This window comes from Pseudomonas sp. 05N36 (assembly GCF_056397385.1).
Window position 1 is genome coordinate 208,364 of record NZ_JBFTNH010000002.1, and the last position, 22,998, is coordinate 231,361.

General features: G+C 60.3%; 25 protein-coding genes. 13 read left to right on the plus strand and 12 right to left on the minus strand.

What is annotated here, in order from left to right; all coding sequences use genetic code 11:
• The first annotated feature begins 162 nt into the window (after positions 1 to 162).
• Both AC1DIH_RS04025 and AC1DIH_RS04030 read left to right on the plus strand, forming a co-directional pair.
• A complete protein-coding gene (locus AC1DIH_RS04025) occupies positions 163 to 300 on the plus strand; it encodes a hypothetical protein (protein WP_054596264.1) in 138 nt (45 codons plus the stop codon).
• A 67-nt stretch (positions 301 to 367) separates the two neighbouring features.
• Positions 368 to 1,330, plus strand: a complete 963-nt coding sequence (locus tag AC1DIH_RS04030) for a M29 family metallopeptidase (protein WP_477770679.1) — start codon at positions 368 to 370, stop codon at positions 1,328 to 1,330.
• 199 nt (positions 1,331 to 1,529) lie between these two features.
• On the opposite strand, the gene rluB is transcribed toward AC1DIH_RS04030, so the two are convergent.
• From rluB to AC1DIH_RS04055, 5 genes are all read right to left on the minus strand, one after another.
• Entirely contained in the window at positions 1,530 to 2,813 is a 1,284-nt protein-coding gene (gene rluB, locus AC1DIH_RS04035) for a 23S rRNA pseudouridine(2605) synthase RluB (RefSeq protein WP_477770680.1), read from the minus strand.
• A 300-nt stretch (positions 2,814 to 3,113) separates the two neighbouring features.
• Positions 3,114 to 4,106, minus strand: a complete 993-nt coding sequence (gene scpB, locus AC1DIH_RS04040; protein ID WP_477770681.1) for an SMC-Scp complex subunit ScpB — start codon at positions 4,104 to 4,106, stop codon at positions 3,114 to 3,116.
• A gap of 12 nt (positions 4,107 to 4,118) precedes the next feature.
• The gene (locus AC1DIH_RS04045) at positions 4,119 to 4,817 is read right to left on the minus strand and encodes a segregation and condensation protein A (RefSeq protein WP_173859978.1); all 699 of its coding nucleotides are present in this window, start codon (positions 4,815 to 4,817) and stop codon (positions 4,119 to 4,121) included.
• Positions 4,818 to 4,937: 120 nt separating this feature from the next.
• Positions 4,938 to 5,567: an L-threonylcarbamoyladenylate synthase gene (locus AC1DIH_RS04050; protein ID WP_024265084.1), complete on the minus strand. Its 630-nt coding sequence runs from the start codon at positions 5,565 to 5,567 to the stop codon at positions 4,938 to 4,940.
• A 13-nt stretch (positions 5,568 to 5,580) separates the two neighbouring features.
• Positions 5,581 to 6,444, minus strand: a complete 864-nt coding sequence (locus tag AC1DIH_RS04055; protein ID WP_054596259.1) for a PHP domain-containing protein — start codon at positions 6,442 to 6,444, stop codon at positions 5,581 to 5,583.
• 87 nt (positions 6,445 to 6,531) lie between these two features.
• On the opposite strand from AC1DIH_RS04055, the gene AC1DIH_RS04060 reads away from it, so the two are divergent.
• From AC1DIH_RS04060 to AC1DIH_RS04085, 6 genes are all read left to right on the plus strand, one after another.
• The gene (locus tag AC1DIH_RS04060; RefSeq protein ID WP_477770682.1) at positions 6,532 to 7,128 is read left to right on the plus strand and encodes a septation protein A; all 597 of its coding nucleotides are present in this window, start codon (positions 6,532 to 6,534) and stop codon (positions 7,126 to 7,128) included.
• Between the two features lies 1 nt (position 7,129).
• Positions 7,130 to 7,429 (plus strand): YciI family protein, encoded by a 300-nt coding sequence (locus tag AC1DIH_RS04065; RefSeq protein WP_477770683.1) that lies wholly within the window; start codon positions 7,130 to 7,132, stop codon positions 7,427 to 7,429.
• 108 nt (positions 7,430 to 7,537) lie between these two features.
• Complete coding sequence (locus AC1DIH_RS04070) at positions 7,538 to 7,948, plus strand: SH3 domain-containing protein (RefSeq protein WP_477770684.1); 411 nt, start codon at positions 7,538 to 7,540, stop codon at positions 7,946 to 7,948.
• 7 nt (positions 7,949 to 7,955) lie between these two features.
• Positions 7,956 to 8,633: a response regulator transcription factor gene (locus AC1DIH_RS04075; protein ID WP_477770685.1), complete on the plus strand. Its 678-nt coding sequence runs from the start codon at positions 7,956 to 7,958 to the stop codon at positions 8,631 to 8,633.
• A gap of 272 nt (positions 8,634 to 8,905) precedes the next feature.
• Entirely contained in the window at positions 8,906 to 9,346 is a 441-nt protein-coding gene (locus AC1DIH_RS04080; protein ID WP_477770686.1) for a Spy/CpxP family protein refolding chaperone, read from the plus strand.
• A gap of 67 nt (positions 9,347 to 9,413) precedes the next feature.
• Positions 9,414 to 10,760 (plus strand): sensor histidine kinase, encoded by a 1,347-nt coding sequence (locus AC1DIH_RS04085; RefSeq protein ID WP_477770687.1) that lies wholly within the window; start codon positions 9,414 to 9,416, stop codon positions 10,758 to 10,760.
• Positions 10,761 to 10,797: 37 nt separating this feature from the next.
• Here AC1DIH_RS04085 and AC1DIH_RS04090 read toward each other — a convergent pair whose 3' ends face one another.
• Positions 10,798 to 11,364 carry an NAD(P)H nitroreductase gene (locus tag AC1DIH_RS04090; RefSeq protein ID WP_477770688.1) on the minus strand — a complete coding sequence of 189 codons (567 nt, stop codon included), beginning with the start codon at positions 11,362 to 11,364 and terminating at the stop codon, positions 10,798 to 10,800.
• Positions 11,365 to 11,484: 120 nt separating this feature from the next.
• Here AC1DIH_RS04090 and AC1DIH_RS04095 point away from each other — a divergent pair, with 120 nt between their 5' ends.
• On the plus strand, positions 11,485 to 12,939 hold the full coding sequence (locus AC1DIH_RS04095; RefSeq protein WP_054596251.1) for a TrkH family potassium uptake protein: 1,455 nt from the start codon (positions 11,485 to 11,487) through the stop codon (positions 12,937 to 12,939).
• Here the strand turns inward: AC1DIH_RS04095 and AC1DIH_RS04100 are convergent.
• On the minus strand, positions 12,896 to 13,957 hold the full coding sequence (locus tag AC1DIH_RS04100) for an AraC family transcriptional regulator (protein WP_477770689.1): 1,062 nt from the start codon (positions 13,955 to 13,957) through the stop codon (positions 12,896 to 12,898). The two genes, AC1DIH_RS04095 and AC1DIH_RS04100, sit on opposite strands and share 44 nt — an antisense overlap.
• A 160-nt stretch (positions 13,958 to 14,117) precedes the next feature.
• Here AC1DIH_RS04100 and AC1DIH_RS04105 point away from each other — a divergent pair, with 160 nt between their 5' ends.
• Together AC1DIH_RS04105 and AC1DIH_RS04110 are read left to right on the plus strand one after the other, a co-directional pair.
• Complete coding sequence (locus AC1DIH_RS04105) at positions 14,118 to 14,429, plus strand: Mpo1-like protein (protein ID WP_477770690.1); 312 nt, start codon at positions 14,118 to 14,120, stop codon at positions 14,427 to 14,429.
• A gap of 99 nt (positions 14,430 to 14,528) precedes the next feature.
• Positions 14,529 to 15,119: an HD domain-containing protein gene (locus AC1DIH_RS04110; RefSeq protein ID WP_477770691.1), complete on the plus strand. Its 591-nt coding sequence runs from the start codon at positions 14,529 to 14,531 to the stop codon at positions 15,117 to 15,119.
• A 244-nt stretch (positions 15,120 to 15,363) separates the two neighbouring features.
• Here AC1DIH_RS04110 and AC1DIH_RS04115 read toward each other — a convergent pair whose 3' ends face one another.
• A complete protein-coding gene (locus AC1DIH_RS04115; RefSeq protein WP_477770692.1) occupies positions 15,364 to 16,179 on the minus strand; it encodes a UDP-2,3-diacylglucosamine diphosphatase in 816 nt (271 codons plus the stop codon).
• A gap of 134 nt (positions 16,180 to 16,313) precedes the next feature.
• Between AC1DIH_RS04115 and AC1DIH_RS04120 the strand changes: the two genes are divergently transcribed.
• On the plus strand, positions 16,314 to 17,072 hold the full coding sequence (locus AC1DIH_RS04120) for a helix-turn-helix transcriptional regulator (RefSeq protein WP_477770693.1): 759 nt from the start codon (positions 16,314 to 16,316) through the stop codon (positions 17,070 to 17,072).
• 91 nt (positions 17,073 to 17,163) lie between these two features.
• The gene (locus tag AC1DIH_RS04125) at positions 17,164 to 18,057 is read left to right on the plus strand and encodes a DMT family transporter (protein WP_477770694.1); all 894 of its coding nucleotides are present in this window, start codon (positions 17,164 to 17,166) and stop codon (positions 18,055 to 18,057) included.
• On the opposite strand, the gene AC1DIH_RS04130 is transcribed toward AC1DIH_RS04125, so the two are convergent.
• From AC1DIH_RS04130 to recQ, 4 genes are all read right to left on the minus strand, one after another.
• Positions 18,051 to 18,338 carry an Rdx family protein gene (locus AC1DIH_RS04130; RefSeq protein ID WP_054596244.1) on the minus strand — a complete coding sequence of 96 codons (288 nt, stop codon included), beginning with the start codon at positions 18,336 to 18,338 and terminating at the stop codon, positions 18,051 to 18,053. The two genes, AC1DIH_RS04125 and AC1DIH_RS04130, sit on opposite strands and share 7 nt — an antisense overlap.
• A gap of 116 nt (positions 18,339 to 18,454) precedes the next feature.
• The gene (locus tag AC1DIH_RS04135) at positions 18,455 to 20,110 is read right to left on the minus strand and encodes a motility hub landmark protein FimV (RefSeq protein ID WP_477770695.1); all 1,656 of its coding nucleotides are present in this window, start codon (positions 20,108 to 20,110) and stop codon (positions 18,455 to 18,457) included.
• Between the two features lie 127 nt (positions 20,111 to 20,237).
• Positions 20,238 to 20,672 (minus strand): MarR family transcriptional regulator, encoded by a 435-nt coding sequence (locus tag AC1DIH_RS04140; protein WP_427529828.1) that lies wholly within the window; start codon positions 20,670 to 20,672, stop codon positions 20,238 to 20,240.
• A 118-nt stretch (positions 20,673 to 20,790) separates the two neighbouring features.
• Positions 20,791 to 22,920 carry a DNA helicase RecQ gene (gene recQ / locus AC1DIH_RS04145; protein ID WP_477770696.1) on the minus strand — a complete coding sequence of 710 codons (2,130 nt, stop codon included), beginning with the start codon at positions 22,918 to 22,920 and terminating at the stop codon, positions 20,791 to 20,793.
• Between the last annotated feature and the right edge of the window lie 78 nt (positions 22,921 to 22,998).

A 22,998-nucleotide genomic window follows, 5' to 3' on the forward strand; every position in this document is an offset into this window, starting at 1 on the left:
AATTTTAAATTGCATTTTAAAAACGACTGAACTAGGTTTCCAACCACTTGCCAGGCCGTGAGGGCGCGCAAGTAAGCAGCAACTTTTTTCAGTCGCAATGATTTATTCCCGCACTGAAAACAGCACCGCCATTCAACCTTAAAGCTATCAGGGAGATTCACTATGCAAGCAATGAATAAAGACCTGGAAACCGAACTGCAACTGGACGAGTGGTTTGAAGCGCCGACTCATGACGCGGCTGTTGAAATGATGCAAGCCGACGCGGTCGTTCCGTTCGGCACGGCGATGTGGCCTTTGTAAGATATCCAGGCAGGTACGCGCCGGCCGGTCGTACCTGCCACTATTCGCTGACTGTCAGGGAGGATTCATGGATAGACTCCGCGCCATTTCGCATTTCCTTTACTACCTCGAACACCACCCTGCCCTCGTGGGCGTACGTCCGGCCAAGGTCTTGCTTGGGCATACGCAACCTTACGAGGCGTTGACCGGCGCGATCATCGAGCAAGCGGCCAACGAGCCATTCCACTTCAGTGCCATGCGCCTGGACCTCGAACCAACCCAAACCCTGGCGCAGGCGATTGCCGACTGCGATCTGTACATTTTCTTCTACGACTCGTCGACCCTGCCCAACCCGCGCCCGGACGGCCCCGACTTTGTTCGTGCCTTGCAAAGCGTCATGGCCGACCATTGGAAGAAGTCGCTGCTGTTCAAGGATTACGGCGATTACTTCTACGACACCTTCAGTGTCACGCCGCAACGTATCGCCGGGCTCAACAGCCATCTGATCCAGCGTATGTCCCAGGCCACTACCCTGAGCTTCAGTGATCGGCACGGCTCTTACTTCGAAACGCCGCTGAGCAGCATCAAGAAGTGGACCAATATCAACGGCGTCGGCAACTTCGACCTGGCGCCCGGCGAGATTGCCACCCACAGCGAAGCCATCAATGGCCAGGTAAAGTTCGTCGGCACCTTCCTCGGCACCATTCCCTTCGCCCGCAAATATGGTGTGCTCCAATCACCGCTGGAGTTGTGGATCGAGAACTCGACCATCAGCCGAATCGCCACGCAAGTGCCGGGGCTGGAACATGACTTCAACAAATACCTGGATGCCAACCCGTCCAACCGACGCATCGAGGAGTTGGGGATCGGCACCAACGAGGGCGTCAAGGACCTGTATGCGCGCAACGCCGGCTTCGAAGAGCGCCATTGCGGCCTCCATCTGGGGTTGGGCGGTGGCGCCAAGGGCAGCCATCACCTGGACCTGATCTTCGCCAGCGGCGTGTTGGCGCTGGATGACAAGCCGGTGTTTGATGGGCGGTTTGTGTTCTAGTCCTGAAGAGGGTGGTGCAGTTACTGACCTCATCGCGAGCAGGCTCGCTCCCACATTTGAGCGCATTTATCTGAACGATCTCGTTCACCTGTGGGAGCGAGCTTGCTCGCGATGACAGACTCAAAAACACTGCATCACTAAAGCCGAGGCAAAAAAAACGCCAACCCGAGGGTTGGCGTTTTTATGGAGCGCTTACCGATTATTCCGGCTTGCGACGACCAAAGCCAGGACGCTGGCCGGAACCGGCCGGTGCGCCACGACGCTTGCCCGATGGCGCATCACGGTCGACCAGGACGATGCCCGGACGCTTTTTCGGCGCTGGCTTGGCCGGGCGCTTGGTGTCGGCCGGACGGTCTGCCACTGGCGTACCGCGACCCGACTCGCCACGACCTGCCGGCGCACCGCGATCACTGCGACCACCGACTGGAGCACCGCGGCCTTCGCCACGTTCAGTGCGACCGTTGGCCGGACGCGGAGTGCGTGGACCGCGCTCGCCATCCTGACGTGGTGCCGGCTTGCGAGCCGGACGCTCGCCTTCAATCTGCGGCTCGCGCGCTGGACGCGGGCCAGCAGCCGCTGGAGCACCAGTCGCTGGACGCAGGGTCCGCACGCGCTCGCTCTTGCCGACCGGGCGCGACGACTTGCGCTGCATACGCTCAAGCTTGTCTTTGCTCTTGGCGTTCATTTGCGGCATGGCCACCGGGGTCAAACCGACTTCAGCACTCAGTACGTCGACTTCGTACTGGCTCATTTCGCGCCAGCGGCCCATCGGCAGGTCAGAGTTGAGGAACACCGGACCGAAACGCACGCGCTTCAGACGGCTGACCACCAGACCCTGGGATTCCCACAGACGTCGAACCTCACGGTTACGACCTTCCATCACCACGCAGTGGTACCAGTGGTTGAAACCTTCGCCACCTGGCGCCTGCTTGATGTCGGTGAACTTCGCCGGGCCGTCTTCGAGAACGACGCCAGCCTTCAGGCGCTCGATCATTTCGTCGTCGACTTCACCACGAACACGTACCGCGTATTCACGGTCCATTTCGTAGGAAGGGTGCATCAGGCGGTTGGCCAGCTCACCGTCGGTGGTGAACATCAGCAAACCGGTGGTGTTGATGTCCAGACGACCGATGTTGATCCAGCGGCCTTCTTTGGGTTTCGGCATTTTGTCGAACACGGTCGGACGGCCTTCAGGGTCGTCGCGGGTGCAGATTTCGCCGTCGGGTTTGTTGTACATGATCACGCGGCGGACCGATTCGGCCGCTTCTTCACGCTTGATCACCTTGCCATCGATGGTGATGGCGTCGTGCAGGTCGACTCGCAGGCCAAGGGTGGCATCTTTGCCGTTGACCTTGATCCGGCCATGACTGATCCAGGCTTCTACGTCGCGGCGCGAGCCGACGCCGATACGGGCGAGGACTTTCTGCAGTTTTTCGCCTGCTGGGCCGATTTCCTGGTCGTCTTTCTGGTCGTTGATACTCATCTGGGCACCTCCCGGTGTGGTCTGTTCAGGCCTGGCCTGAAGAGTTGAAATCTGGTCTTTGGGCGAAAGGATCGCCGAAGGGTCGCGAATCATACGCGCATGACGCCGCTCGCGCATCAGAGACTAGCGGATAAACGGTCAGTTAATTGTTTTTCCGCCGACCGGTGGTGCCAAGTCAGATCAATCACAACACTGAACCACTGTGGGAGCGAGCCTGCTCGCGATGAGGGAGTGTCAGTCGACATCAATGTTGTCTGATATACCGCTATCGCGAGCAGGCTCGCTCCCACAGGGTTTGTGTCAGTCGTCGAATTGGCGGCGTTCGTTCTCGATCGCTTCAGCGAGGGCCCGGGCTTCGGCTTCTTCTTCGCTCAGCTCGGGTTCTGGTTTGGGCTGCTCCAGTGCGGCGACAGCGGCGAGGAGTTTCTCGCGAGCTTCGGCAACACCGAGGATGTCATCTTCGGCCTCTTCCTCAACTTCTTCAGTTTCGGCCTCGGCTTCAACCTGGTGCCCGGTCTCTACCGCCACCTCGACAGGCGCGTCAATGGGCGACTGCGGCTCGCTGTCGCTGACCGCGCCGTCACGCAGCAAATCGTCGAAGTCGGTCTTGATCCCCTCCTCCATCGAGTCCAGTTCGAGCAACAAGCTATGGAAACTGGTCTCGTCTTTCGGTTCTTCCGGCTCGGCGCTGGCATCGGCCAGTTCTTGCAGGCCCTGCGGCACCGGTGCGTCGTCGAACTCGAGCATCGGCTCGGGCTCCAGCTCGCGCAGTTCGGCCAGCGGTGGCAGGTCGTCGAGGTTCTTCAGGTTGAAATGATCGAGGAACGCCTTGGTGGTGGCGAACATCGCCGGCTTGCCCGGTACGTCGCGATAACCGACGATCCTGATCCACTCACGCTCCAGCAGGGTCTTGACGATGTGGCTGTTGACCGCCACGCCGCGCACATCCTCGATCTCGCCACGGGTGATCGGCTGACGATAGGCGATCAACGCCATGGTCTCCAGCATCGCCCGGGAATAGCGCTGCGGGCGCTCTTCCCACAGACGTCCGACCCAGGGCGCGAACTTCTCGCGAATTTGCAGACGGTAGCCCGAGGCGACTTCCTTCAGCTCAAAAGCCCGACCGTCGCAGGATTTCGCGAGAATCGCCAAGGCCTTCTTGAAGACCGGCGGCTCCGGGCGCTCGCCCTCCTCGAAGAGTTCGTACAGACGCTCCATCGACTGCGGCTTTCCCGAGGCCAACAGAAAGGCTTCAAGCAGTGGCGCCAGCTCGCGGGGTTCACTCAGATTCATTGATTTTGCTCGTTATTCGGCTCGCGCCCGCACATGGATAGCCGCAAACGGCTCATTCTGCACCAGCTCGACCAAGGATTCCTTGACCAGTTCGAGGATCGCCATAAAGGTCACGACCACACCCAAGCGTCCTTCTTCGGCGGTGAACAGCTCGACAAACGGCACAAAACCGCCGCCCTTGAGCCGTTCCAGCACGTCGCTCATGCGCTCGCGCGTTGACAACGCCTCGCGGCTGACCTGATGGCTTTCGAACATATCGCCGCGGCGCAGCACCTCGGCCATGGACATCAGCAACTCTTCCAGACTCACGTCCGGCAGCAACTTGCGCGCCATCGCCTGCGGGGCATCGAGCTTGGGCACCACTACATCGCGACCAACCCGGCTCAGGCCGTCGATGCCTTCAGCGGCCGCCTTGAAGCGCTCGTACTCCTGCAAGCGACGGATCAGCTCAGCCCGCGGATCGTCCTCTTCCTCTTCGATCTCGGCCGAGCGCGGCAGCAGCATCCGCGACTTGATCTCGGCGAGCATCGCCGCCATCACCAGATACTCGGCGGCCAGCTCCAGGCGCACCGACTGCATCAACTCGACATAGCCCATGTACTGCCGGGTAATTTCCGCCACCGGAATGTCGAGGATGTTGATGTTCTGCTTGCGGATCAGGTACAGCAGCAAGTCGAGCGGGCCTTCGAAGGCCTCGAGGAAGACTTCCAGCGCGTCCGGCGGAATGTACAGGTCCAGCGGCATTTCCATGACCGCCTGGCCATAGACCATGGCGAACGGCAGCTCTTGCTGTGCCCCGGCCTGGCTATCGACGGGTTCTACTGCGGACATCTAGGCCTCAACCGTAAACGGCGCGGGGTCACCGCAACCGACGCGAATCACTTCTGGCTCGCCGTCGGCCAGGTTGATCACCGTGGAAGCTTTGATTCCGCCAAAACCGCCGTCGATGATCAGGTCGACCTGATGCTCAAGCAACTGGCGCATTTCATACGGATCGCTCAACGGGTCGGTGTCACCGGGCATGATCAGGGTCACGCTCATCAGCGGCTCGCCCAGCTCTTCGAGCAACGCCAGGGCAATTGGATGGCTCGGCACCCGCAGACCGATGGTGCGCTTCTTCGGATGCAGCAGCAGACGCGGCACTTCGCGGGTGGCGTTGAGAATAAACGTGTACGGCCCTGGCAAGTGGGCCTTGAGCAAGCGGAAGGTGCCGGTATCGATCTTGGCGAACAACCCCAATTGCGACAGGTCGCTGCAAATCAGCGCGAAATTGTGCTTTTCATCCAGCTGACGCAGCCGACGCACGCGCTCCACAGCAGTCTTGTCGCCGATCTGGCAACCAATGGCGTAGGACGAGTCAGTGGGATAAATCACCACCCCGCCATTGCGGATGATCTCGACAGCCTGTTTGATCAGGCGCGCTTGCGGGTTTTCCGGATGAATCTGGAAAAATTGACTCACATTGTCTACCTGTTCAGACGGCAATAACGGCTGGGTCATGTTTGAACCGACACCAAAGTGGTGGCAGGTCCTCCGGGAGTGGGCGGTACTCGCCGATCTCGGACCAGCCTCCGGGTCCATGGAAATCACTGCCGGCACTGACCAGCAGACCGAACTCACGCGCAAGAATAGCCAGGCTGCCAACCTGCTCGGCTGGCTGATGGCCATTGACCACTTCAATTGCGTGGCCGCCTGCTTGAATATAGTCCGCAATCAGCCGACGGCGTTTGCTGCGGGTGAAATCATAGTGCCAAGGGTGTGCCAGGCTGACCCAGGCCCCGGCAGCACGCAGGGTTTCAACGGTTTCTTCCAGGGTCGGCCAATGCTGCTTGACGTCCCCCAACTTGCCGGCGCCCAGCCACTTGCGGAAGGCTTCGGCGCGGTCCTTGACGAAACCGGCGCGGACTAAATAGTCGGCAAAGTGCGGGCGGGCCGGTGCATTGCCGCTGTCACCGAGTTCCTGCTGGATAGCCCGCGCGCCTTCCAGCGCGCCCGGCATGCCCTTGAGTTCGAGCTTGCGGCTGATTTCTTCGGACCTGAGCCAGCGCCCGTCACGCAATTTGGCAATCGCCTCGACCAGCGCCGGGGCATTGACGTCGAACCCGTAACCGAGCACATGAATGGTCGCGCCCCCCCAGGTGCAGGACAATTCGACACCGTTGATCAGTTGCATCCCCAGCGCAACCGCAGCGCTGCGGGCCTCGTCGAGGCCTTCAAGGGTGTCGTGATCGGTCAAGGCCAGGACTCGCACGCCTTTCTCGAACGCACGCGCAACCAGTACCGCGGGCGCCAGGGCGCCATCGGAGGCCGTGCTATGGCAGTGCAAATCAACATTCACAGGACTGTGTAACCTCAAATCAGCTGGCGCTTTCGCGACTCAATATGTTTGTTATTATGCCGCCACATCCTGCTTCTGGCTGCCACTGTGAAACAATTCATCGACTTCATCCCTCTTCTGCTGTTTTTCATCGTCTTCAAAATCGATCCACGAGTCGTCGACATCGCCGGTTACCCATTGACCGTAGGCGGCATTTACAGCGCCACTGCGATGCTGATCACCAGCTCCCTGGTGGTCTACGGCACGCTGTTCATCAAACAGCGCAAGCTGGAGAAGAGCCAGTGGCTGACCCTGATTGCCTGCCTGGTCTTCGGTAGCCTGACCCTGGCCTTCCACAGCGAAACCTTCCTTAAATGGAAAGCGCCGGTGGTCAACTGGCTGTTCGCCCTGGCCTTTATCGGCAGCCACTTCATCGGCGAGCAGTTGCTGATCAAACGCATCATGGGCCACGCGCTGACCCTGCCGGACCTGGTCTGGACCCGTTTGAACATCGCCTGGATCGGCTTTTTCCTGTTTTGCGGCGCGGCCAACCTGTTCGTTGCGTTCACCTTCCAGAACTATTGGGTCGATTTCAAAGTCTTCGGCAGCCTGGGCATGACCCTGCTGTTCCTGGTCGGCCAGGGCATTTACCTGTCCCGCCACCTGCACGACGCCGACACTTCTACGCCAAAAACCGAGGACTGACATGCTTTACGCAATCATTGCTACAGACGTCGCCAACTCCCTGGAAAACCGCCTGGCTGTGCGCCCTGCCCACATCGAGCGGCTGCAACAGCTCAAGGCCGAAGGCCGCGTGGTCCTGGCTGGCCCGCACCCTGCCATCGACAGCAATGATCCGGGCGCAGCAGGTTTCACCGGCAGCCTGATCGTCGCCGAGTTCGCCTCTCTGGAAGCCGCCAAGGCCTGGGCCGACGCCGATCCGTATATCGCCGCAGGCGTCTACGCCAACGTTCTGGTCAAACCGTTCAAGCAAGTCCTGCCTTAACATAGCCTCTGCGCGATGAACCTTCGGTTCATCGCGTGTTCAATTGCTCATTATTCTCGTTCCACGGCCGACAACCTGCCCAACACTCGATTGGAATCAGGAGTTTCGATGCGCCAAGGTCCGCTGTGCCTGCTGTTGGTCACGTTATCGATCGGGGCCTTCGCCCATGCCGAAGAGCACTCGGACTCAGGCTATTCAACGCCTCTGTCATTAAGCGCCGGAAGCCAGATCACCGAATTGCAGCAGCGCTTGAAAGAAAGCGAACGGCAACGGGAAGAGCTGAACAAACAATTGCAAAATGCCGATAACGAACGCGAAAGTGCCTTGCTGGGCCGGTTACGCCAAGAGAATCAGCGCCTCAAGCTGCAACTCAAGGAAGTCCAGGCAAACCCGCTGCCGCGCCTGCTGACCGATCAACAGCAGTGGTTCGTCACTGGCGCCGGAGTAGCGCTATTGGCACTGCTCTGCGGTATCTTCGCCAGTGGTGGACGTGGAAAACGTCGGCAATGGCTAAATTGAGTGAGTCATGAGCGAGCTGTTACTAATTGATGATGACCAGGAGCTGTGTGAGCTCCTGAGTAGTTGGCTGAGCCAGGAAGGCTTTGTCGTGCACGCTTGCCACGACGGTCTGAGTGCGCGCCGCGCCTTGGCCGAATCTGCGCCGGCAGCAGTGGTGCTGGACGTGATGCTGCCCGACGGAAGCGGTCTGGAGCTGCTCAAGCAGTTGCGCAACGACCACCCGGATTTGCCGGTGGTGATGCTCTCGGCCCGTGGCGAGCCGCTGGACCGGATCCTCGGGCTGGAACTGGGCGCCGACGATTACCTGGCCAAGCCTTGTGATCCCCGTGAACTGACCGCGCGCCTGCGGGCGGTGCTGCGACGCAGTCATCCGGCGGCGGTGTCCAGCCAGATGGAGCTCGGCGACCTGTGCTTCAGCCCGGTCCGTGGCGTGGTCAGCATCGACGAACAGGAATTCACCCTGACCGTCTCGGAAAGTCGCCTGCTCGAAGCCCTGCTCAAGCAACCCGGCGAACCGCTGGACAAGCAGGAACTGGCGCAGATCGCCCTCGGGCGCAAGCTGACCCTTTACGACCGCAGCCTGGACATGCACGTCAGCAACCTGCGCAAAAAGATCGGCCCACACCCCGACGGCCGCCCGCGCATCGTTGCCCTGCGCAGCCGCGGTTATTACTACAGCCTCTGAACCCAACACGGCCCTTGTAGCAGCTGGCGCAGCCGGCGTTCGGCTGCGAAGCGGTCGTGAAATCAGACACCGCAGTGCTTCAGGTAGACCGAGTCGATAGGGTTTACGACTGCTTCGCAGCCGAACGCCGGCTGCTACAAGGGCTCTGTTTTTCCAGGTCAGCGCAAAACCGTCTTTACCCAAGCTTTACGCTCCGCTGACCGCCGCTGACCTTGATTTGCGTAATCTGTACTCATCCGGAACACACCGGGAACGAGACAAGGAGACACACCATGCGCAAGACCCTTATCGCTTTGATGTTCGCCGCTGCACTGCCAACCATTGCCATGGCTGCACCAGAAGGCCCAGGCCCGATGGGCCCAATGGATGGTCACGGCTACAGCGAGCACATGCATGGCGGCAAAGGCATGTACAGAGAGTTGAACCTGAGCCACGAACAACGCGAACAGATTCGCAAACTGATCGGCGAGCAGATGCATGCGCGTAAAGAGTTGGTCGAGCAGTACCTGCAAAAACTCTCGCCAGCCGATCAGCAGGCCATGAAAGACCAAATGGCGGCCGGCCGCCAGAAAACCGAGAAAGACATTCGTGCCCTTCTCAAGCCGGACCAACAGCAGAAGTTCGATGCGATCCAAAAGAAGCAGGCCGAACGCAAAGCCGAATGGGAGCAGTTCCAGGCCTGGAAAGCTCAACAACCGCAAAAGACGCAATAATGCTCTAGCGTTTCTCCCCAGCCCAATGGTCCATCACCATTGGGCTTTCTTTGTTTGAGGACTTACCGTGCGTTCATTGTTCTGGCGCATCCTTGCCAGCTTCTGGCTGGCCATCGCTCTGGTTGCGGGGTTGTCGATCCTGCTCGGGCACATGTTGAACCAGGACGCCTGGATTCTCAGCCGCCACCCGGGCCTCAATACCCTGGCGCAAGAGTGGACGCAGCTCTACGAAGAAAAAGGCGAGGACGCGGCGCAAGCCTTGCTCGAACAACGCAAACGGCGTTACCACATCGATGTTCAGGTACTGAACGAAGGGGGTGACCCGGTGGTGCGCGGGACCTTTCCTCGCCGCGCGGCAGCCCTGGAAGCACGGCAGAACGACAACCCCGACGACAGCGGCCGCCACCTGCCCTGGCGGCGTCTGACCGTCGAGTACACCAGCCCGAAAACCGCTGAAACTTACTTGCTGATCTACCGTATTCCGCATCCAGAGCTCAACGCCTGGCACCGTAACAGCCTGCTTTGGCCCCTCAGTGCGCTGTCGATCGCCCTGGTGGTGCTGACGCTGTTCAGCCTGCTGGTGACGCTGTCCATCACCCGCCCGTTGAGCCGTTTGCGCGGTGCGGTGCATGACCTCGGTCAGACGACCTATCAGCAAAACAGCCTGGCGCGGTTGGCCAATCGGCGTGACGAGTTTGGCGTGCTGGCCAACGACTTCAACCGCATGGGCGCACGCCTGCAAAGCCTGATCGGCAGCCAGCGCCAACTGCTGCGCGACGTCTCTCACGAACTGCGTTCGCCGTTGGCCCGGTTGCGCATCGCCCTGGCCCTCGCGGAACGCGCCGGCCCCGAAGAACGCGAAAAGCTCTGGCCACGATTGACCCGCGAATGTGATCGGCTGGAAGCACTGATCAGCGAAATCCTGGTGCTGGCACGGGTCGACGCCGACAACGCAAGTGCCGAAGAGATTGACCTCAATGCGTTACTCAATACGGTGCAAAAAGACGCTCAGCTAGGCGCGCCAGAGCAAAACATCCGTATCGAAGCCGAACCGCAATTAAACCTCAAGGGCTGGCCGACCATGATCGAGCGGGCGCTGGACAACCTGTTGCGCAACGCCCAGCGCTTCAATCCGGCAGGACAACCGATTGAAGTGCTGGCATTGCGTCAGGGAGATCGGATTGTGATCAGCGTGCGCGACCACGGCCCCGGCGTAGAAGTCGGGCATCTGAACCAACTGGGGGAACCGTTTTTTCGGGCGCCCGGGCAGACGGCCGCCGGACATGGCCTGGGATTGGCCATCGCCCGGCGTGCGGCGGAGCGCCACGGCGGCAGCCTGATACTGGTCAATCACCCGGAAGGGGGATTCATTGCCAGCCTGGAGCTGCCATTAGAGCCCGGTATCGCACCGTAACGATCGTCCCCGCGCTCCCGCGTGGGGACGATCATGTTCAAGGCTTGGCAGGCCAGGCGCTGACAAACTCGGTGAGATCGACTTTACCGGCCACACGCGGTTCGTTCTGCGGTGTGCCCAGGTAAAGGAATGCAATCACTTCTTCACCTTCCGCCAGGCCCAGCCCCTGGGCCACATGCGCCGAATAGACCAGCTCGCCGGTGCGCCATACCGCGCCAATACCCTGAGCGTAAGCCGCCAGCAAGATAGCGTGGGCTGCGCAACCGGCGGCCAGCAACTGCTCGGACTTCGGCACTTTGACGTGGTCTTGCACGCGCGCCACCACAACCACCACCAACGGCGCGCGCAGCGGGCCGTTACGCGCCTTGTCCACCAGGGCCTGAGGCACATCGGCGTCTTGCAGGCGTGCTGCCTGCGCCAGTATCTCGCCCAATTGCTCGCGCGCCGTGCCTTCGACCGTCAGAAAACGCCACGGCTGCAAATGCCCGTGATCCGGTGCGCGCATGGCCGCAGAAAACAACACTTCCCGTTGTGCAGCGGTGGGCGCCGGGTCGAGCAAACGCGGAACGGATACACGGTTGAGCAAAGCGTCGAGAGCCTGCATCGGCCACCTCCTGAAAAAAATGTCTGGCTATTCTAGCGGCAACTGCCGCCGGGGTGCCGGTTTACATGCCCTGCCTCGCAGGTAGAATGGCGCCCTTCCCTATCAGCCCGAGCGGACTTCATGGCGTTGCCGACCTTACGGATCATTGGTTTCATCATCGGCATCTTCCTGATCACCCTGGCCATCAGCATGGTTGTGCCGATGGCAACCCTGCTGATTTACGACCGCACCAGCGACCTGCCGTCGTTCCTCTGGGCCAGCATGATTACCTTTCTCGCCGGTCTGGCGCTGGTCATCCCCGGGCGACCCGAGCATATACACCTGCGCCCGCGGGACATGTACCTGCTCACCGTGTCGAGTTGGGTAGTGGTCTGCATATTTGCGGCATTGCCGTTCCTGCTGACCCAGCACATCAGTTACACCGATTCGTTTTTCGAAAGCATGTCCGGCATCACCGCCACCGGTTCTACTGTGCTCAGCGGCCTGGACAGCATGTCTCCGGGGATCCTGATGTGGCGTTCGTTGTTGCACTGGCTGGGCGGTATCGGCTTTATCGGCATGGCGGTCGCGATTCTGCCACTGCTGCGCATCGGCGGCATGCGGCTGTTTCAGACCGAATCGTCGGACCGTTCCGAAAAAGTCATGCCGCGTTCGCACATGGTGGCCCGGCTGATCGTCGCCGCCTACGTCGGCATCACCATCCTCGGCAGCCTGGCGTTCTGGTGGGCGGGCATGAGCCCGTTCGATGCCGTCAACCATGCGATGTCGGCAATATCCACCGGCGGTTTCTCCACCTCCGACCAGTCCCTGGCCAAATGGACGCAACCGGCCGTGCACTGGGTCGCGGTGGTGATCATGATTCTCGGCAGCCTGCCCTTTACCTTGTACGTGGCGACCTTGCGCGGCAATCGGCGGGCGTTGATCAAGGATCAGCAAGTGCAGGGATTGCTCGGCATGCTGCTGGTGACCTGGCTGGTACTTGGCACCTGGTATTGGTGGACCACCGACCTGCATTGGCTGGACGCACTGCGCCATGTCGCGCTGAACGTCACCTCGGTGGTCACCACCACCGGTTTTGCGCTGGGGGACTACAGCTTGTGGGGCACCTTCTCACTGATGCTGTTCTTCTATCTGGGCTTTGTCGGTGGTTGCTCAGGGTCGACCGCTGGCGGGATCAAGATCTTCCGTTTCCAGGTGGCCTTTATCCTGCTCAAGGCCAACCTTAATCAACTGATCCACCCGCGTGCAGTGATCAAGCAGAAGTACAACGGTCATCGTCTCGACGAAGAAATCGTGCGCTCGATCCTGACGTTTTCGTTCTTCTTTGCGATCACCATTTGCGCCATCGCCCTGGCGCTCTCGCTGCTGGGCGTGGACTGGATGACCGCCCTGACCGGCGCCGCCAGTACGGTTTCCGGAGTGGGTCCGGGACTGGGTGAAACCATCGGACCGTCCGGTAACTTCGCCAGCCTGCCCGACGCCGCCAAGTGGATTCTGTCCCTCGGTATGCTGCTCGGTCGACTGGAGATCATCACCGTGTTTGTGCTGTGTATCCCGGCATTTTGGCGTCACTGAGTGCTTTGGGCGCGTCCATCAACCGCATCCGGTATTCGCCGGGTGTGGTATCGAACCAGCGCCGAAACGCCCGGAAGAAGTTGCTCGGATCGGCGAACCCCAACAGGTAGGCGATTTCCAGCAGGGTCATGTTCGGTTGCGCCAGGTACTGCTCGGCCAACTCACGGCGTGTGTCGTCGAGCAACGTCTGAAAACTCGTACCCTCTTCCTGCAGGCGTCGCTGCAAGGTGCGCTGGGACAAGTGCAGGCTTTGCGCCACCGTATCGCGCTTGGGCTCACCTTGCGGCAGCAGGCGACAGAGCACTTGCCGTGCCTTGTGGGTGACCCGGCTTTCAGAAAACCGCGCCAGGTATTCGCCGGCAAACCGGTCATGCAACAACGCCATCGCCACGTTGGCAGTCGGCAACGGGGCTTCCATGTCTGCCCGTTCGAAAATCAGTGCGTCATAGGGCGCGTTGAACTCCAACGGCGCATGAAAGGCCAATTTGTAGGGCTCGAGGTCTTTGGGTTGGTCGCCCTGCATCAGCACTTTGCGTGGCTGCAAGGTGCGCCCGGTCAACCAGCCACACAGGCCCAGCGCGCAGGCGAGTGACGCTTCGGCACTTTGTCGGGTGGGGGGCAGATGGTCGCCATGCACCGTCAGAATCAGTGCATAACCTTCGGGTAACAGGCGAAAACTCAGGTCGGCGCTTTCGGCGATGATCCGCTGATAACGCACCAGGCGCTGGAAGCCTTCCGCCAGGGTCTGGCTCGACATCAACGCATAACCGACCACATGAAACGATGCCGGGCGGACCAACTTGCCCATGTTCAGACCGATCGCCGGGTTGCCGGACAGCTCTACCGCACGCTGCCAGAGCCGCGTCATCGAATCTTGAGGAAAGCGCGCATCCGGATCATCCAGCGCCGCGTAGTCGAGCCCCAACTGTTTGAACAAGACCCGGCAATCCAGGCCGTCCATCTCCAGTGCCTTGACAATCCCCATCGCCCAGCTTGCAGAAGTCGTTCGTTCGCTCATGGCGTTTTCTTACTTGATGAGCCGCGTGTCACGGCCAATTTCAGAAGGATACTAAAGTGGCGCCCAAGGTCACTGGCTGTTGCCACTGATGACTCTAGACTTAAATAAGCTGCCCGCAGAACATCCGCTCGGCAGCACAATAACCACAGAGAATGCAGTCGTGGAAAACATCAAACGCTTCAGCAGCTTCGCTGAGTTTTACCCGTATTACCTCAGCGAACACAGCAACAGTGTCTGCCGACGCCTGCACTTTGTCGGCACCAGCCTGGTGATTTTCATCCTCGCCTTCGCTATCGGCAAAGGTACCTGGATGTTGTTGCTGGCCCTGCCTCTGGCCGGCTACAGCTTCGCCTGGGTCGGCCACTTCTTCTTCGAAAGGAATCGCCCGGCGACATTCCAGCATCCGCTTTACAGCCTGCTCGGCGACTTTGTCATGTATCGCGACATGATCCTCGGCAAAGTGCCCTTCTAGGCTCGTCGGGCCATCAAGCCGTCCCATATGGCCAGTACAGCATTGGATCCAAGTTCTACACTGCACGACGTCCCTTCGAAAACAATAAGAGGATAGCTGATGAATGCGCACGCCCGCTTCACCCACATGAAGGATGGTACGCAGGAAGACTGGGCGATCATCGCCGCAGACTTCAGTGCCTACGCCAAGCAATTACCGACACGGATTGTGGCGCACCTGAAACTGCTGGAGGGTGATTTTGGCGGTTTCCCGATCGATCGGCTGACCCACTCATTGCAAACCGCCACCCGTGCCTGGCGCGATGGCCGGGATGAGGAATACGTGGTGTGCGCGCTGCTCCACGACATTGGCGACACCCTTGGCTCCTACAACCACCCGGACATTGCGGCGGCGATCCTCAAGCCGTTCGTCAGCCCTGAAAACCTGTGGATGGTGGAAAAACACGGGATTTTCCAGGGCTATTACTTCTTCCATTACCTGGGCATGGACCGGCACCTGCGAGAGCAATTTAGCGAACACCCGCAGTACCGGCAAACCATCGAGTTCTGCGCCAGGTATGACGCGGCAGCCTTTGATCCGGACTACGAGACCCTGCCGCTGAGTTTTTTCGAACCGATGATGGAACGCCTGTTTGCCCGGCCGAAAAACTCGATCTACACGGCGGCGATGGAAGAATACGCACCGGTCTGAATCTCCTCGGAACCGGTTTGGGTATCCATGCAACGCTGAAATACGCCGCAGGACTACTTCCGTAGCAGCTGCCGAGCCCGCGAGGCTGCGTTCGGCTGCGAAGCAGTCGTTGAGTCAGGTAACCCGCATATACAGGAATTGCGAGGACTACGTCCGAACGCGGCCCGCCTCTAACGCAGCCTCGCAGGCTCGGCAGCTGCTACTGTCGCAACAGGTCCAGACCTGACAGCAAACACCCCGCGACTTACGCCGGTTCTGCAACCTTCACGGCCTTGAGCTGCGCCTCGCGCGCCTGCGCATCCGCCAACCGATACAACTCGATCGTGCCGTCCCAATGCTCGATCAAGGCCGTGCACGACTCCACCCAATCTCCGCAATTGAGGTAGTCCACCTCGCCGACCTTGCGGATTTCCGCATGGTGGATGTGCCCGCAAACCACCCCGTGCAGCTCGCGCTTGACGCACTCGTGGGCGATGGCCTCTTCGAAATCGCTGATGAAGCTGACCGCGGTTTTGACTTTGTGCTTGAGGTACGCCGACAACGACCAGTAACCGTAGCCATAGCGAGCACGCCAGTGATTGAGCCAGCGGTTGAGGGTCAGGGTGAACTCGTAGGCCGAGTCGCCAAGAAACGCCAGCCAGCGGTGATAACGCGTGATCACATCGAACTGGTCGCCGTGAATCACCAGCAGGTGCCGGCCATCCGCAGTGACGTGAACCGCCTCGTCCACCAACTGGATGTTGCCCAGGATCAGCTTCGAATAGCGCCGCAAAAACTCATCGTGGTTGCCGGTGACGTAAATCACCTCGGTACCGCGCTTGCTCATGGTCAGCAAACGGCGAATGACGTTGGTGTGAGCCTGTGGCCAGTACATGCCGCTGCGCAGCTTCCAGCCATCGATGATATCGCCGACCAGATAGATCTTGTCAGCCTGATAACCCTTGAGAAACTGCGACAAATGCTCGGCCTGGCAATCCCGGGTGCCGAGGTGCACATCGGAAATCCACAAGGTACGCACGCGTTGTTTACGGCTGGGTTTGGCACGTTCGGCGCTGGTCATGGACAACCTCTGCGGGATTTTCCGCAAGCTTGCACCGCAGCGATTAATAGCCCATGACACAAATACGGCAGTCTGATGACAACCCGAACCCAGGCGTGGCCGGTGTAGACTGCGAGTCTGCCCAGGAGACTGCGATGAGACCGATCCTCACGCTACGCCAATACACTCACGACCTGATCGTCCACAGCCATGACCACGCGCAACTGGTGTTCGGTCTGTCGGGCGCGCTCGACTTCGAGGTCGACGGTCATGGCAGCCAGGTGGTGCAGCAGAGTTTTGTGGTCGTACCGGCAGGCGCTCATCACGCCTGCGGCAGCCCGAATGGCAGCCGTTGCCTGGTGCTCGATGTGCCGAGCGATCAATGGGTTTCGCAATCATTGGGCGAGCATGCCGAGGCCTGTCGGCGCTTGCTCGACAACCCCGGACGCTTGCCGCTGGACGCCGGGCAAAGCCAGCTGGTGAGCTGGCTGGCGAGCAGCCCGGTCACTGACCCGCTGATCGCCCAGCAAGGCGCCGTGTTGTTGCTCGCCAGCCTCAACAACGCCGCGCCGGACAGCATCGCCGGGCGCCGTTTGCCTTACGCGGCGCTCAATGCGCACATCGACCAATACGCCGCCTATCCGCTGCAAGTCGCCGACCTGGCGCGCATCGCCGGACTGTCCAGCGCGCGTCTGCACGCACGCTTTGTCGCTGAATGCGGGCAGACACCGATGGATTACATCCGCAGTCGCCGCCTGCATATCGCCGTGAAGTTGCTGCGTGAATCCGCGCTGCCCATCGGCGAAGTGGCCAACCGTGTCGGCTATGGCTCCCAGAGTGCCTTCGCCGCAGCGGTGATGCGCGAGTTCGGTGCCTCGCCGGGCGCGCTGCGTCGTACAGCGGGCAAGCGCTAGGCTGACGATAAAAAACGCGAGTCTGACGACAGACAGATCAGGCCGTCACGCGGTTCAATGTCGTCATTGTTTTTATGGATTAAGGATTGAAATGACTCCGCGTACCGCCCTTGGCGCCCTGCATATCGGCGCACTGATGTTTGGCCTGACGGGTGTGTTCGGCAAACTCGCCGCGGCCTCCCCTGCCATCATTGTCTTTGGCCGTGCGGCATTCGCGGTGATCGCCCTGGCATTCTTCGCCCGTTTCGCCAGCAGCACCGGCTGGCAGAAACTCGAAGCCGTGGACTGGCGTCGCCTGCTGCTCAGCGGCTTGTTGCTGGCCGGGCATTGGGTGAGTTTTTTCATTGCGGTGAAAGTTGCCGGCGTGGCGATTGCAACCCTGGGCTTTGCCAGTTTCCCGGCGTTCACGGTGATCCTCGAAGGCCTGATCTTCCGCKAGCGAATCCGCGCCAATGAAATACTTCTGGTGACGCTGGTGAGCGTCGGCCTGGTGTTGGTTACCCCGGATTTCGACCTCGCCAGCGAAGCCACCAGCGGTCTGCTCTGGGCGGTGGGCTCGGGCCTGCTGTTCGCCTTGCTGTCGCTGACCAACCGTGCCAGCTCCGGGCGTATACCCGCCGTGCAGGCAGCGCTGTGTCAGAACGTAGTGGTTGCCCTCTGTCTGCTGCCGGTGGCAGCACCGGGCTTGAGTGAGGTGCGCGCCATCGACTGGCTGTGGATCGGTCTGCTCGGGGTGTTCTGCACCGGCGTCGCCCACAGCCTGTTCGTGGCCAGCCTGGCGGTGATCAAGGCTCGCACCGCCGCGGTGGTGTTTGCCCTGGAGCCGGTGTACGGCATCACCGTCGCCTGGCTGCTGTTCGGTGAGAATCCGACACTGCGGATGTTGATTGGTGGTGCGCTGATCATCATCGCGATTGTGGTGTCCAGCAGTCTGTCTGGCAGCTCAAGCAAGAAAAGCGTGGCGGCCGAAGCCGCCTCTCACTGAGTTCTATCGTTGTGTCCGAGATCGCGGTCGGGATCGATCTGATCCCGGACCCGCTGCTTGAGCACCTTGGCTTCCGGGAAGCCACCATCGGCCTTGCGCTCCCAGATCTGCACCCCGTCGCAGGTAATGAAAAACACCCCGCCAGTTCCTGGCACCAGTGAAACTTTGCCCAGATCGTCACTGAAGGTACTGAGCAGCTCCTGGGCCAGCCAGGCGGCGCGCAACAGCCACTGGCATTGCGTGCAGTAAGTGATGACAACTTCCGGTTTGTGTGTGGTCATGGCGTGCTGGACTCCTGAGCTCGATCGCGCCGCTATGATAGCCGCCTTTGCCGCTCGGTTTACCTGAGCCTTGGGCAGACGTACTGATCGCAGAGGCTTCGCTGGTTCAGAAGAAGTCAGCGTATGCTGGCCAACAGGCTGCGGGCGGTTTGCTTCAAGGATTCGTCACTGTCCTTGAGCAACTCGTTCAATAGCGCAATGGCGCTGTCCAGATCACCGTCGTCGATGCAGTTCTGCGCCTCTTCCAGTTTGCCTGGGTGGATCTCTTCGTGCTCAGGCACTGCGAGCACACCCGACAACGGCTCAAGTTCCAGGGGCGGCGATGCATCGGCGAAATCGTCGAGAAAGCCATCGTCCAATGGTTCCAGCTGATTCATGGGTTCAGCCGTTGCCGCTGTCGTGTCGGACGGGCTGATCAGATCCCAGCTCGAATCCATCGACAAGTCATCCAGATTCAACTGGAACTCATCCCGTACCGAGGCAGCAGGTTCTGCCGTCGTTTCAGCCGTCGATTCAAGAGTCGCCAACGATTGCGCACTGGCCAGTTTTGGCGAACGTGCGCGAATCTGCTCCAATACCTCGGTGCTGTAACCCGCTTCAAGCAGGCTGTTTTCGTGGTCCGAATAAGCTGCGCTGTCGCCCTGCAGCCCCAGTACCTCCAACAACTTCAGGTTCAAATCGCTGCGCTGCGGCTCTTTGAGCAAGGCTTCGCGCAATAGACTGACCGCCTCAGTGAAACGCTCATAGGTCAGGTAGATACCGACACCCTCGAGCACTTCTGCCCCATGAACGGTTTCGCGGTTCACCGGGGTGGCCAGCGTCGTAGCAAGCTCAATCGATGGTTTCTGCGCAGCATCGGGCGCTCCCCGACCGACCATCGGTTCATGTCGCGGCGCAGACTCTGACGCAAGCTGTACCCGCCGCTGACGGAGCGCAAACAGGCCCAGCAGCAACAGCGCGCCAAGCACCGACAGGCCGCCGATCAGCCACAATCCCCATCCACTGCTCGTCTCATCCACGGCGGCTACAGGCACCGGGATTGGCGCGGCAGCAATGGCAGGTGCAGACACCGGCTTTTTGGCTTCGGCCAACTCGGTTTGCAGATCGCTGACTTGCTTGCGCTGGCTGGCAAGCTGCTCATCTTGGGCTTGTAGCCGGGTGTTCAATTGATCGACCGTTTGTTTCAGTTGCTGGTTTTCCAGGACGCTGGCTGCCAGCAACTCGGAGGTGCGGTCGGTAGTTGCAGATGCCGTGCTTACCGGGGGGGCAGCAGGCGTTTTGACGGGTGCGGTGGCAGTGGGTTGCTGGCTGATCGCCGGGGCCGGCTCGACATCATTCGCCGGTACGATCCCCGGTGAGCCCGGTGGATCGATCAGCAGCGTGTATTCGCGCAGCAAATGCCCATTGGGCTGGTTCGCCTGCACCAGAAAGTTCAGGAATGGTTCATTGACCGGCTTACTGGACACCACCCGAATCACGCTGCGATCACCACGCAGAACGACGGTAAAACGCAGGTCGTTGAGAAAAAACACTCGCTCGACACCGGCGCGGGCGAACTCGTCCGCCGTCGCCAGGCTGATCGAGAGTTCACCGTCACTCAGGGCGCCGGGATCGACCAAGGCGATTTCGGCATTCAACGGCTGGTTCAAGGCTGAGTGCAACGTGATGTCGCCCAGCCCCAGTGCGGGTGCCAATGCGGAGTAACACAAGGCACCGGCGACCGACAACAGGCTGACGGAGCGCCGTAACACAGACTGCAAACTCTTGAGCATGAGCATTCCTTAGCTAACCAGAATCAACCTGTGCGCATTCGCACATCCAGTGTGAACACGTTATTGCCTGGTAGTTCTTATAGTCTGCTCTGCGCCAGTTCTCAAAAGTCTGCGGTGTGGTTATGCCTCAAGATTTTTCCAGATTGGCCAGAATGTGCCCATGGACCCGCATGCACACCCGCAAATCTTCCTCGTCGACGCCCTCGAACAGCTCGTGGCGCAACTCGGTGGCAATGGTTTCAATTTGTTCGATCAAGGGACGGGCGGGCGCACACAGCACGATCTTTTTCGCCCGGCGGTCTTCCGCCACGGCCTGACGCAGCACCAACCCCTGGGTTTCCAGGCTATCGAGCAGGCGTGCCAGCGTCGGCCCTTCAACACCGACACTTTGTGCCAACTCACGCTGAGTCGGGGCTTCTTCGAAACGCGCCAGGTGCAACAGCACCAGCCAGCGGGCCTGGGACAGGCCAAGGCCGGCAAGACGGCGATCCAGTTCGGCGCGCCAGCCGCGAGACATCTGCGCCAACTGCATGCCAAAACGGTGTTGATCGGTTAACGGCATAAAAAACTCATGGTTAGACTGAAATAGGCTGAAACTAATTATTAGTCAGCTAAGCATGACCCTCGACTCTAGGCAAGGCTCGGTCTGTACTGAATCGTTACATCTTGATCTTCGACACTTAAATTTCAAACTCAGACTGCAATGCCGCTCTCACACAGTACAAAACGCCCTCAGGGACACGGCCGGCAAACAATGCGGAAATCTCCGACACTGGCGGCAACTCGCCCTCACCGTCCAGAAATGCGTCCTGGACTTCGCCCATCAGGTCTTCCGGAAGGTCCAGTGCCTGCTCCAGCGACAGTTGCTGCTTGCCGATGGCCTCGGCGAGCATCGTGTACACGTTCTTTTCCGAACACTGCAACTGACCGGCAATCTGCATCGGCGTCATGCCGGCACGCGCCAGCGTGATCAATTCGTGGCGCAAATCGGCAACCACTTTCGGCGCCTCGGCCTGGCCGCCCAGCACTTCGAGGAAGGCCTCGCCATAGCGCTCCAGCTTGCGCGCACCGACGCCGCTGACCCTGGCCATTTCCGCCAAGGAGCTTGGCTGGCTGCGGAGCATTTCGAGCAAAGTCGAATCCGGGAAGATGACGTACGGCGGCACGCCATGCTCTCCGGCAAGCTTGCGGCGCAGGGCGCGCAAGGCTTCCCACTGCTCGCGTTCTTCGCCTCGCACCAACTGGCTGGCCTGGCTGGTGCTGCTGCTTTTCGCCGTGGTTTGCGGTTTGAGATCGCGGCGCAGTTCCAGGGTCACTTCACCCTTGAGCAGCGGCCGGCAGCTGTCGCTTAAACGTAGGCCGCCGTAGCCTTCCAGATCGATGTCTGCCAGACCGCGTGCCACCAACTGCCGGAAAAGCGAACGCCATTCGCCTTCAGCCCGCGCCTTGCCGACACCGTACACCGACAGATGCTGGTGGCCGAAGCTACGGATCTTTTCGTTGTCCTTGCCCAGCAACACGTCCACCAGATGCCCGACGCCATAGCGCTGGCCGGTGCGGTAGATCGCCGACAGTGCCTGACGGGCGGGTTCGGTGGCATCCCAGGTCTGCACACCGTCGACACAGTTGTCGCAGTGCCCGCAGGGCTGCGGCATGTCTTCGTCGAAGTAGGCCAGCAGCGTCTGACGGCGGCAGCGGGTTTCTTCACACAGCGAGAGCATGGCATCGAGCTTGTGCTGCTCCAGTCGCTTGTGGCGCTCATCGCCTTCGGAGTTCTGCAGCATCTGCTTGAGCATCACCACGTCTTGCAGGCCGTAAGCCATCCATGCGTCTGCCGGCAGACCGTCACGGCCACCCCTACCGGTTTCCTGGTAATAGGCCTCAAGGGATTTCGGCAAGTCCAGATGCGCGACAAAGCGCACGTTGGGTTTGTCGATACCCATGCCGAACGCCACGGTGGCGACCATGATCAGGCCTTCCTCGTTGAGAAAGCGCTTCTGGTGGTGGGCCCGCGTATCGTTGGGCAGGCCGGCGTGGTACGGCAACGCCGGGAAACCTTGCTCGCTGAGGAATACCGCTACTTCGTCGACCTTCTTGCGCGACAGGCAATAGACGATGCCGGCATCGCTGCGCCGCTCCGCAAGGAACGCCAGCAACTGCTTGCGTGGCTGCTCCTTGGGCACGATGCGGTAGAAAATGTTCGGCCGATCGAAACTCGACAGAAAGCGCTCGGCGTTCTGCAGGTGCAGGCGTTCGACGATTTCTTCCCGGGTGCGCTTGTCGGCCGTGGCGGTCAGGGCGATGCGCGGGACGTTGGGGAACAGTTCCGCCAACTGGCCCAGTTGCAGGTATTCCCGGCGGAAATCGTGCCCCCATTGCGATACGCAGTGCGCTTCGTCGATGGCGAACAGAGCGATTTCAAGACTTTGCAGGAATGCCAGCATCCGTGGCTGGACCAGGCGCTCAGGTGCCAGGTACAGCATCTTCACTTCGCCGCGCTTGATCCGCGCCGCCAGATCGCGCTGTTGCTCGGCACTCAAGGTCGAATTGAGCGCTGCCGCGGCCACACCGAGTTCTTCGAGGGTCGCGACCTGATCGTCCATCAAGGCAATCAGCGGTGAAACCACCACCGCCAGGCCGTCGCGCAACAGCGCCGGGACCTGGAAGCACAATGATTTGCCGCCGCCGGTCGGCATCAGCACCAGAGCGTCACCGCCGCTGGCCACGCGCTCAATGATGGCACCCTGACGGCCACGAAAACTGTCGTAGCCGAAGATGTCCTTGAGGACGCGCTGAGCCTGTTCGAGCATGAAAAACTCCAAATGGTGCTGAATATCCCTGTATGCAGGCTGGATCAAAAAACCACGTTGTCACGGACAGATCCGTAA